This window comes from Pedobacter nototheniae, assembly GCF_004335085.1.
Taxonomy (GTDB): domain Bacteria; phylum Bacteroidota; class Bacteroidia; order Sphingobacteriales; family Sphingobacteriaceae; genus Pedobacter; species Pedobacter nototheniae.
Genome location: NZ_RQRS01000005.1, coordinates 217,807 through 227,745 on the forward strand (window position 1 = coordinate 217,807; position 9,939 = coordinate 227,745).

Here is a 9,939-nt window from a genome sequence, read left to right on the forward strand (position 1 = left end):
AATTAAAAATGAAAGACTTAAAATTATATTTAGATATTTCATCTCTGCCTTCAAATTTAAAAGAGGAAGTTTCTGATTTTGTCGAGTTTTTAAAACAAAAATCTAAGCAAAAAAGAGTATCAGAAAATTTGGTAGAAGAACCAATGGTTGCTTATACTTCTAAATTTTCTGATATTTTATTAAACGGTCCAGTCTTTTCTGACGAGCAAATTCAAACCATTGAAGAAACAAGGAAATCAATAAATAAATGGCGAACCAAATAATAATGGTTGATACGTCTATATTGATAGATTACTTTCGTAAAAAAGACAAATCAAAAACTAAGCTCTTTAGTTTATCCCAAAAATTTGAAAACTTATGCATTTCGAGCATAACAGAATTTGAAATTTATACTGGTGCAAGTGGCGAACAACTGGATTTTTGGAAAATGATGTTATCCAATTTTATAACTTTTCCATTTGATAGTGATGCTGCATTAGTTGCAGTGAAAATTCAAAACAAATTAAAAAAATTAAGAAAAGTTATTGATAAGGCCGATTTATTTATTGCTGCAATTGCCGTAAATCATAATTTTAACTTTCGATACCCTAAATCAAAAACATTTTAATAATATTGAAGACTTGAAATTACTCAATGTTGATTAGTTATGAAGTCCATTTTCACAAAGTCAATAATAACATTTGTACTCACTCTACTAATCTTTTTATTCGGTTTATCTCCTTCACTCGTCCAAAAATATTACTCTACAGGTTTTTATCCATACATATCTTCGGCGTTAAGATTTATATCTTCCATATTTCCTTTTGCCATAGGCGATATTATTTACGCCTTACTTATTGGATTTGCAGTTTATAAAATTGTTAAATTCTTTAAAAACAGGAAGAGACTAAAAGGTCAAAACAGGTTTATAGTTCCACTGAAAGTACTTAACTTTTTTCTGATTCTTTATATTCTCTTCAAAATTGTTTGGGGGCTTAATTACAGTCGCCCAAGTGTAGCACAAGAATTAGGCATTGGAAATAAGAAGTATAATGTTAAAGAATTGGTTTTACTTGGCAATTACTTCATAAAGAAAACAAATGCATTAAAACTACAAACAACCAAAACCCCTACTTACACGGTAAAAGATTTAGCAACAAAATCTGCAGCCGCTTATGCCTTGATGGAGAATAGAAATAAAGTTTTCAACTACCAAAACCCTTCTGTTAAGGCCGTTTTAAGTTCGTGGTTAACCAGCAAAATGGGTGTTGAAGGTTATTATGCGCCGTTATCTGGCGAAGCAAATATTAACACAAGTCTTCCAGATTTTGTTAAACCTTATGTTACCTGCCATGAAATTGGTCATCAACTGGGTATAGCTTATGAAGATGAAGCCAATTTATTAGGCTATTTAACCGCAGCCCATAGTCCGGATTTAAATTTCCAGTACTCTGCCAATTACGAAATGTTACGTTATATTTTATTCGAAATCAGGATGAAATCTCCTGAAGATTATAAAGCACTTTACAACAAACTTTTGCCACAGGTTTTAGCCGATTTTAAAACAGAAAAAGAATTTTGGCGTAAATACAATGGCGAAATGTTCGGTTATATGGATGCCGCATTCGATCGTTTTTTAAAACTCAACAACCAGAAAAAAGGGATTGATAGCTACCAGGATATTGTAATTTGGCTTTGGAACATACACAGTAAAAAGTTAACAGTTGTTAATTAGCCGTTTAAATAACTGCAAACTAAAAACTTTTAACTGAAAACCCTAATTAACCATGAATGGCTTCTTTAGTGCCGAAACTCTGAATTAATTCTCCTTCAAAATCCAACCACTCCTTCCAACGTTTATCCACATCAACATCAGTACTATATTTACGGGCAAAGTTTAAAAATGTAGTATAATGTCCAGCTTCGGATACCATTAGTTCATGATAAAATTTAGCCAGTTCCTGATCTTTAATATTTAACGATAATACCCTGAAACGCTCGCAGCTTCTGGCTTCAATCATTGCTGCAAATAAAAGTCTATCAATAAAAGCCATATTGCGGCTTCCATCCTTCTTACTAAACTTAACCAGGCGCCCAACATAATCATCTTTACGCTCGCGGCTCAAAGTATAACCACGTTGCTTTATAATTTCAATAACCATTTGAAAATGCTGCATTTCCTCAATGGCAATCGCCGTTAGTTCATCAACTAAATCCTGATGTTCAGAATTTTGCGTAATTAAAGTAATAGCATTGCTTGCCGCCTTTTGTTCACACCATGCATGATCGGATAAAATTTCTTCTAAGTTAGATTCAGCAATATTTGCCCAACGCGGGTCTGTTAATAATTTTAATCCTAGCATGGTTATTTAAAAATTCAAAGTCCAAAATTAGAAATAATCGGCACGCTTTTAAAATTGTGTGCTAAAAACAGCTTATTTTGCAGAAATTTTTAAGCATGAACCCTAAAAGAATATTAATAATTGGATTAGTTTGGCCCGAACCAACATCATCGGCAGCTGGAACCAGAATGATTCAGCTAATTAATTTATTCTTATCCGCAGGTTTCGAAATTGTATTTGCATCAGCGGCTTCTAAAAGTGATTTTAGTTTTAATCTAAAAAGTATTGGCGTAACGGAAAGAGAAATTAAACTAAACGACGAAAGCTTTAATACTTTTTTAAAAGAGATTAACCCGCAAATAGTGATGTTTGATCGTTTTATGATTGAAGAACAATACGGCTGGAGGGTACAGCAGGAATGCCCAGATGCTTTAAAACTATTGGATACAGAAGATTTACATGCTTTAAGGCACGCCCGACAAGAACAGGCGAAGAAAAACGAAACAAAACCAATAAATATATTTACAGATATGGCGAAGCGTGAAATTGCTTCCATATTGCGTTGCGATTTATCTTTAATAATCTCTAAAGTTGAGATGGACATCCTTTTAAATCAATTTAATGTTGATCCATCCTTAATTTATTACCTTCCATTTTTGGAGGAAGAGCTTACACCGGAAAGCACTAAAAGTTGGAAAGCATTTGAAGATCGTGAAGGTTTTGTATTTATCGGCAACTTTTTGCACGAACCGAATTGGCATACCGTTCAGTTTATCAAAACGCAAATTTGGCCTCAATTAAAGAAAAAGCTTCCTGGTGTAACCATGAATATTTATGGTGCTTACCCATCTCAAAAAGTACTTCAGCTAAATAATAAGCAGGATAAGTTTTACGTACACGGTCGTGCCGAAGATGCTAGAGCAACTATTTCAAAACATAAAGTATTGCTTGCCCCTATTCAGTTTGGTGCTGGTGTAAAAGGCAAATTTGTTGATGCTATGCAAGTTGGTACCCCATCTATTACTACAACAGTTGGTGCCGAGGCAATGAGAGAGAATTTAGATTGGAATGGATTTATTGAAGATGATCCTGAACTTTTTATTCAGCAAGCTGTAGAGCTGTATCAAAATAAAAACAGCTGGCTACAAGCACAACAAAATGGTATTAAACTGCTAAACGAACATTATGCTAAAGGAAAATTTGAAAACCTATTTGCAGAAAAGGTTCAGGCTTTAATGCATAACTTAAACAACCACCGCCAGCATAATTTTATTGGGCAAATATTACAACACCACAGCTTGCAAAGCACAAAATATATGTCGCTATGGATTGAAGAAAAGAATAAAAACAAGTAAATCTTCAATCCTGACAACATTACAACATTCTACCCCTTAAAACCTTATAACAATGTTGTAAATTTGCCACCTATGGCAAAAATATCAATCAACCTGGCCACAGGTTCGTTTCAAAAAGAAGAAATTATAGTCGGTATAGATTTAGGTACAACCAATAGTTTGGTGGCTTTTATCAATCCGGATAAAAACCCACAAGTGATAAACGATACCGGTAAAGGGCTTTTAGTGCCTTCGGTGGTATATTTTAACAGCCAAAGTGAAGCCATTGTTGGTAACGAAGCCAAAGAGTTTTTAACAACAGACCCTGCCAATACAATTTTCTCTGTAAAGCGTTTGCTAGGTCGTTCTTATAAAGACGTTGCAGAACATAAAGACATTTTCTCTTATAAAATAATTGATGACGATACCGATGCCCTTGTAAAAATTCAAGCCGGAAATCGTTTCTACACACCTATTGAGCTTTCAGCAGAAATTTTAAAAGAATTAAAAGCTAGAGCAGAGCATGCCCTAAAAACACCTGTAAACCGTGCAGTAATTACCGTGCCTGCTTACTTTAATGATAGCCAACGCCAAGCCACACGTGATGCTGGTAAGCTTGCCGGTTTAGATGTAATGCGGATTGTTAACGAGCCAACAGCAGCAAGTTTAGCTTATGGAATTGGTTTAGATCCATCACAACAAAAAACAATTGCCGTATACGATTTAGGTGGCGGTACTTTTGATGTTTCTATTCTTCAAATTCAAAATGGAATCTTCGAAGTTTTAGCTACCAATGGTAATACCTATTTAGGTGGTGATGATTTTGATAGGGCTATTTTAAACTACTGGTTTGATAAAAATAACCTAAATGCATCTGAAGTTGCCCAAAACAATATTTTAATGCAAACATTGCGCTTACAAGCAGAAGCCGCAAAAAAAGCGTTATCAACACAAAACTTATACAATGAGCAAGTTGGCGAAATATGGTGCACGCTAGATAAACAAACCTTTGAGCAATTAATTTCTGCCAAGGTAGAAGAAACCATTACCGCTTGTAAAAATGCTTTAACTGATGCTGGTTTAAGTGCTACTGATATAGATGAAGTAATTTTAGTTGGCGGCTCTACCCGTACGCCTTTTGTTAAGCAACAGGTAGAAAATTTCTTTGGTAAAAAACCTCAGGATAATATCAATCCTGATGAAGTTGTTGCCCTTGGTGCTGCAATTCAGGCTGATGTTTTAGCAGGAAACCGTTCTGATATTTTATTGCTTGATGTTACACCACTTTCTTTAGGTATTGAAACTATGGGTGGCTTAATGGATACCATTATTGCCAGAAACAGTAAAGTACCAACTAAGGCTGGCAGGCAATATACCACTTCTATTGATGGACAAGTAAACATGAAAATTTCTGTTTTTCAAGGGGAGCGAGATTTGGTAAAGGAGAACCGTAAACTTGCGGAGTTTGATTTAAAAGGCATTCCTGCGATGCCTGCCGGCTTACCTAAAGTAGATATTAACTTTTTACTTAATGCAGATGGCATTTTAACTGTACAGGCAATTGAACTTCGCTCAGGTGTAAAACAGGAAATTGAAATTACACCAAGCTACGGTTTAAGTGATGATACGGTAGAAAAAATGTTAATTGATAGCATTACACACGCAAAAAGCGACGTAGAGCAACGTATGCTGATTGAAGCGCGTAGCGAAGGCGAGCAATTGCTTTACACCGCAGAGCGCTTTATAGAAAAACATGCTGAACACTTAACAGAAGCAGAAATTACGGATACCAAAACCCATATAGAGTCGCTTAGAACAGCTTTGGCAACTGCCGAAAAAGATAATATCCTTAAAAAAGCGGATGAATTAAATGAATTTACCCGTCCTTTTGCTGAGCGTGTTATGGATGCAGCCATATCTACCGCTATGAAGGGCAAGAAAATAGAATAAAATCCTTAAGAAGAGGGTCGTTATTATAAGGTACGAGGCAATTTTAAAGCGTTAGAAAGTAAAATCCGTCGTTATAAAATTGCTCCGTTCCTATAAATGATAATTATTCCCTTTGAGGAAATTATCAGCAAGTTTCGGATTTTATAGCTGCCCTGCACTGCAGATATTTGTACTATAAAATTTAAGCTAATGAATGAGCAGGAACAAATTAATTACAATCGCATTGCAAGTGCCATCGATTATATTAAAACAAACTTTAAAGCGCAACCTAATTTAGATGAGGTTGCTGAAAAAGTACACCTCAGTCCTTTTCACTTTCAGCGTTTATTTAGTGAATGGGCAGGTACAAGCCCCAAAAAATTTCTTCAATATATTAGTGTAGAGCATGCTAAGAAAATTTTAAGCGATACACAAAGTACCTTATTTGATACTGCTTATGAAACCGGACTTTCGGGTACGAGTAGATTGCATGATCTTTTTGTAAATATTGAAGGCATGACCCCTGCTGAATATAAAAACGGAGGCAAAAACCTGAGTATAAATTACAGTTATGCCGAAAGTCCTTTTGGAAATATAATTGTAGCAGCTACCAGTAAAGGCATTTGTTATATGGCTTTTAACGAATTTGAAGAACGAGGCCTGGAAGATTTAAAAATGAAATTCCCTAATGCTTCATTTAATAGAAAACTCGACCTGCTACAGCAAAATGCCTTGTTTATTTTTCAGAACGACTGGAGTAAGTTGCATGAAGTAAAGCTCCATTTAAAAGGAACTGATTTTCAGCTTAAGGTTTGGGAAACGCTATTAAAAATCCCTATGGGTAGGCTTTCTACTTATGGATCAATTGCTAAAAAGTTAGATAACCCAAATGCATCACGGGCTGTTGGTACGGCTATAGGCAGCAATCCTATTGCTTTTTTAATTCCATGCCACAGGGTTATACAATCTACAGGTCATTTTGGTGGTTATATGTGGGGTAATACCCGAAAAACCGCCATTATAGGATGGGAAAATGCACAAACGTTACCATCAATTTAAGTGCTTGATCGTGATTTTACACAAAAAAATCTCTGCAATAGAATTACAAAATGCCATTAAGCGAAAACAGATTTGCTATGGTGGAAATTTAAAATTAAAGATTTACGGAACTTTGCATTGCAAATCGGGCAAGAGAATGAATATGTTAAATAGGGTTTTCTTTTCATCAGAAACGGAAGCACTTCAAAATGGATTTCGCCCTTGCGGTAACTGTATGCCTGCAAAATATCAAAATTGGAAGAATGGATTTATTTAACAACAACAAAACTGAAGATATTAACCTGCTGCCAGAGGATGGTACTGTAAATTACTACGGCAGGTTGTTTAATATAGCAGAAGCCAATCATTATTATGATGTTTTGCTAAGCTCAATTGAATGGAAAAACGATGAGGCAATTATTTTTGGTAAGCACATTTTAACCAAACGCAAGGTGGCTTGGTATGGCGAAAAGCCTTTTGAATATACCTACTCCAACACTACAAAACAGGCCTTACCGTGGACTAATGAATTGCTTGAATTAAAATTAAAAATTGAGCAGCGAACTGGTGAAACCTTTAACTCTTGCCTGCTTAATTTATACCACAGTGGTGATGAAGGAATGGCGTGGCATAGTGATGGAGAAAAAGATTTAAAGAAAAATGGTGCCATTGGTTCAGTAAGTTTTGGTGCTGAGCGTAAGTTTGCTTTTAAACATAAAGTGAATAAAAAAACCATTTCATTAGTGTTAGAGCATGGAAGTTTATTGGTAATGAAGGGTACTACACAAACCCATTGGCTACATCGTTTACCCCCCACTAAAACAATTAATAAGCCTAGAATTAACCTAACTTTCAGAACAATTGTGGGCTAGCAATTGTGTAAGGTCATTTTTTTTAGGGAGGCGCTATGATGTGAAAAATTTCCTAATCTAAACAGGATTGAAACCCTTATTGAAACTAAGGTTAGAAACGAGTTATTTTTTTGGAAACCAATGTCAGTAGCTTTTGGCTCATGCAGGCTCGCCCTTTGCTAAATCCCGATAAAAAAATCGGGGATACGCTGTCGGTCTGGTTTATTTAACAAGAACAGCAAGAAATTTGTCAAATCAAAGGGCACCAGCTTTGTATCTAAACAGGATTGAAACGGCATCCCGATTTTTCTATCGGGATATAGTGTAAAGCGTGGCTTCAATTGCCATATACACCGAAGCGTTCATTTCCAAATTCTAATAATTAACAAAAATAATCAGCTCCTTGGCGAGAACAGGCAAAACTTAGGGTAAGGAACAGCAGCTATTAGATAATTATGCTCCTCAACTTTTTATTTGACCCTAGCAATTGGCAGGCTGGTTTTATTTATGCCTAGATGTTTTAACTTTACCTAACCGAAAGCAAACTGTAATGAAAGCCAAAAAGCTATTTAAAACAATTTTTATACTTCTGTTATCGTGGTTTGTATTGCATATTGTTTTTACAATTGTTGATGGCCTTAAACACTCGAATAACAAGGCAGATGTAGCCGTAATATTAGGGAATAAAGTAAATACTGATGGTACACTTTCTAACCGGTTAATGGAAAGAATGAACTGTGGGTTGGCACTTTACAAAGCCAAACAGGTTAAAAGCATTATTGTAAGTGGTGGATTAGGAAAAGAGGGATTTTATGAGGCAGAAAAGATGAAGGCATTTTTAATAACCCACAATGTACCAGCTGCTGTTATTACGGTTGATAACTATGGTGATAATACCTTAAAAACAGTACAAAACACATTGGCTTTAAGAGGCAAGCTTCACTTTAATAGCGTAATTGTGGTTTCTCAATATTACCACATTAGCAGAATTAAAATGCTTTTTAGAAAGAATGGTTTTAATAACTTGGGCAGTGCTAGTCCAAAATATTTCGAATGGCGAGATTTATACTCCTTAATTCGTGAGTTTGCAGCGTATTACAAAGAACTAATTTAAAACCATGAACATCAAAAAATCTTTATTACTGTTACTCCTTATTGCCTGCTCTTTTTATAGTTCTGCACAGAATTATATCTTCTTTTTACACAATAAATTTGCAGAAGATCATCCCCTTTCTGATGCTCATCCTGAATATGGAAAAACAGAATACCTGGAGATTTTAAATGAATTTAAGGCAAATGGTTTTCAAGTGATTAGTGAAAAAAGAGCTATAAATACCGATGTTGGCGCTTACAGTAAGAAAGTTGTTGCCCAAATAGATAGTTTATTAAAACTTGGGGTAAAACCCAATCATATTACAGTAATTGGCACATCAAAGGGTGGTTACATTGCTCAGTATGTTTCCAGCAATTTAAAAAACCCTGATGTTAACTTCGTTTTTATTGGTTGCTACCGTGATAAAGACCTTACTGCTTTTCCTGGAATTAACTATTGCGGTAATATTTTAACCATTTATGAAAAAACAGATGAATTTGGTGTTTCTGCTATAAAAAGAAAAGAAACGACTAACCTTAAGATCAATAATTTTAAAGAAATTGAGTTAAATACAGGGCTAAAGCATGGCTTTTTATTTAAACCTATGAAAGAGTGGATGTTGCCCGCCATGCAATGGGCAAAGCAAAACTACAAATAACAATACAGCGTGATACAGTATAAAACAGCCAACACGGAACAGGAGCTTTTAGCGATTTTAGATTTACAAAAGGCAAATTTAGGGACTAATTTAACTGCCGAAGAGGCAATGGAGCAAGGTTTTGTTACTGCCTACCATACCCTAGCCCAGTTAAATAAGCTTAATAATATTGAACCACATGTAGTTGCCAAGGATGGTGATAAGGTTGCGGCATATGTTTTAACCATGACGGCTGAATCTAAGTTCGATCTTCCTATTTTAATTCCCATGTTTGAGATGTTTGCCTCAATTTCTTATCAAAACAAGCTTATTACGGATTATAATTACCTTGTTGTTGGGCAGGTTTGCGTAGATAAAGATTATCGTGGGCAAGGAATTTTTGATGAAGTATATCACGCTTACAAAAAACAATATCAAAATAAATTTGATTTCGCTATTACGGAGGTTGCAACCAAAAACCTAAGGTCGATGAAGGCACATAACAGAATAGGCTTTAAAGAAATTTATAGGTTTGTGGCTCCCGATGGAATCGAGTGGAGCATGGTACTGTGGGACTGGCGTAATATTTAAGCTTCAGTAGGTTCTATTAGGGTCTGTTCAATAAACTGTGTCATTGATTAAATCTGTCCTCAAAAAATATAGCAATTTGTGCTTGCATAATTTTCCATCCAGTCACAGGATTTATCCATCCATTTCTATGATTAATAAATACAAG

12 protein-coding genes are annotated in these 9,939 nt (G+C 35.2%); 11 read left to right on the plus strand and 1 reads right to left on the minus strand.

Going from position 1 to position 9,939, the window contains the following annotated elements:
• Nucleotides 1–8 precede the first annotated feature (8 nt).
• The 3 genes from EHC72_RS06945 to EHC72_RS06955 are packed head-to-tail and all read left to right on the plus strand — an operon-like array spanning nt 9 to nt 1,714.
• On the plus strand, nt 9–263 hold the full coding sequence (locus EHC72_RS06945; RefSeq protein ID WP_131536946.1) for a DUF2281 domain-containing protein: 255 nt from the start codon (nt 9–11) through the stop codon (nt 261–263).
• Nucleotides 248–607 carry a type II toxin-antitoxin system VapC family toxin gene (locus EHC72_RS06950; RefSeq protein ID WP_131536947.1) on the plus strand — a complete coding sequence of 120 codons (360 nt, stop codon included), beginning with the start codon at nt 248–250 and terminating at the stop codon, nt 605–607. The genes EHC72_RS06945 and EHC72_RS06950 overlap by 16 nt, the downstream gene beginning before the upstream one ends.
• Before the next feature lie 39 nt (nt 608–646).
• On the plus strand, nt 647–1,714 hold the full coding sequence (locus EHC72_RS06955; protein WP_131536948.1) for a DUF3810 domain-containing protein: 1,068 nt from the start codon (nt 647–649) through the stop codon (nt 1,712–1,714).
• 46 nt (nt 1,715–1,760) lie between these two features.
• On the opposite strand, the gene miaE is transcribed toward EHC72_RS06955, so the two are convergent.
• The gene (miaE, locus tag EHC72_RS06960) at nt 1,761–2,342 is read right to left on the minus strand and encodes a tRNA-(ms[2]io[6]A)-hydroxylase (protein WP_131536949.1); all 582 of its coding nucleotides are present in this window, start codon (nt 2,340–2,342) and stop codon (nt 1,761–1,763) included.
• A 77-nt stretch (nt 2,343–2,419) separates the two neighbouring features.
• Between miaE and EHC72_RS06965 the strand changes: the two genes are divergently transcribed.
• The 8 genes from EHC72_RS06965 to EHC72_RS07000 all read left to right on the plus strand — a co-directional run bounded on the left by EHC72_RS06965 (nt 2,420) and on the right by EHC72_RS07000 (nt 9,794).
• Nucleotides 2,420–3,676 (plus strand): glycosyltransferase, encoded by a 1,257-nt coding sequence (locus tag EHC72_RS06965; RefSeq protein WP_246029390.1) that lies wholly within the window; start codon nt 2,420–2,422, stop codon nt 3,674–3,676.
• A 72-nt stretch (nt 3,677–3,748) separates the two neighbouring features.
• The gene (dnaK, locus tag EHC72_RS06970; RefSeq protein WP_131536950.1) at nt 3,749–5,605 is read left to right on the plus strand and encodes a molecular chaperone DnaK; all 1,857 of its coding nucleotides are present in this window, start codon (nt 3,749–3,751) and stop codon (nt 5,603–5,605) included.
• Nucleotides 5,606–5,794: 189 nt separating this feature from the next.
• Nucleotides 5,795–6,643, plus strand: a complete 849-nt coding sequence (locus EHC72_RS06975; RefSeq protein WP_131536951.1) for a bifunctional helix-turn-helix domain-containing protein/methylated-DNA--[protein]-cysteine S-methyltransferase — start codon at nt 5,795–5,797, stop codon at nt 6,641–6,643.
• Nucleotides 6,618–6,899 (plus strand): Ada metal-binding domain-containing protein, encoded by a 282-nt coding sequence (locus tag EHC72_RS23175; protein ID WP_211660287.1) that lies wholly within the window; start codon nt 6,618–6,620, stop codon nt 6,897–6,899. Before EHC72_RS06975 ends, EHC72_RS23175 begins: the two co-directional genes overlap by 26 nt.
• On the plus strand, nt 6,886–7,494 hold the full coding sequence (locus tag EHC72_RS06985) for an alpha-ketoglutarate-dependent dioxygenase AlkB family protein (RefSeq protein WP_131536953.1): 609 nt from the start codon (nt 6,886–6,888) through the stop codon (nt 7,492–7,494). Before EHC72_RS23175 ends, EHC72_RS06985 begins: the two co-directional genes overlap by 14 nt.
• Before the next feature lie 529 nt (nt 7,495–8,023).
• Nucleotides 8,024–8,587, plus strand: coding sequence for a YdcF family protein (locus tag EHC72_RS06990; RefSeq protein ID WP_131536954.1), 564 nt, complete (start codon nt 8,024–8,026; stop codon nt 8,585–8,587).
• Nucleotides 8,588–8,591: 4 nt separating this feature from the next.
• On the plus strand, nt 8,592–9,224 hold the full coding sequence (locus EHC72_RS06995; RefSeq protein ID WP_131536955.1) for an alpha/beta hydrolase: 633 nt from the start codon (nt 8,592–8,594) through the stop codon (nt 9,222–9,224).
• 9 nt (nt 9,225–9,233) lie between these two features.
• On the plus strand, nt 9,234–9,794 hold the full coding sequence (locus EHC72_RS07000; RefSeq protein WP_131536956.1) for a GNAT family N-acetyltransferase: 561 nt from the start codon (nt 9,234–9,236) through the stop codon (nt 9,792–9,794).
• Nucleotides 9,795–9,939: the final 145 nt, after the last annotated feature.

Coding starts and splice junctions, on each gene's coding strand:
- EHC72_RS06945 (WP_131536946.1), top strand. CDS start 9: ATGAAAGACTTAAAATTATATTTAGATATTTCATCTCTGCCTTCAAAT.
- EHC72_RS06950 (WP_131536947.1), top strand. CDS start 248: ATGGCGAACCAAATAATAATGGTTGATACGTCTATATTGATAGATTAC.
- EHC72_RS06955 (WP_131536948.1), top strand. CDS start 647: ATGAAGTCCATTTTCACAAAGTCAATAATAACATTTGTACTCACTCTA.
- miaE (WP_131536949.1), bottom strand. CDS start 2,342: ATGCTAGGATTAAAATTATTAACAGACCCGCGTTGGGCAAATATTGCT.
- dnaK (WP_131536950.1), top strand. CDS start 3,749: ATGGCAAAAATATCAATCAACCTGGCCACAGGTTCGTTTCAAAAAGAA.
- EHC72_RS06975 (WP_131536951.1), top strand. CDS start 5,795: ATGAATGAGCAGGAACAAATTAATTACAATCGCATTGCAAGTGCCATC.
- EHC72_RS23175 (WP_211660287.1), top strand. CDS start 6,618: ATGCACAAACGTTACCATCAATTTAAGTGCTTGATCGTGATTTTACAC.
- EHC72_RS06985 (WP_131536953.1), top strand. CDS start 6,886: ATGGATTTATTTAACAACAACAAAACTGAAGATATTAACCTGCTGCCA.
- EHC72_RS06990 (WP_131536954.1), top strand. CDS start 8,024: ATGAAAGCCAAAAAGCTATTTAAAACAATTTTTATACTTCTGTTATCG.
- EHC72_RS06995 (WP_131536955.1), top strand. CDS start 8,592: ATGAACATCAAAAAATCTTTATTACTGTTACTCCTTATTGCCTGCTCT.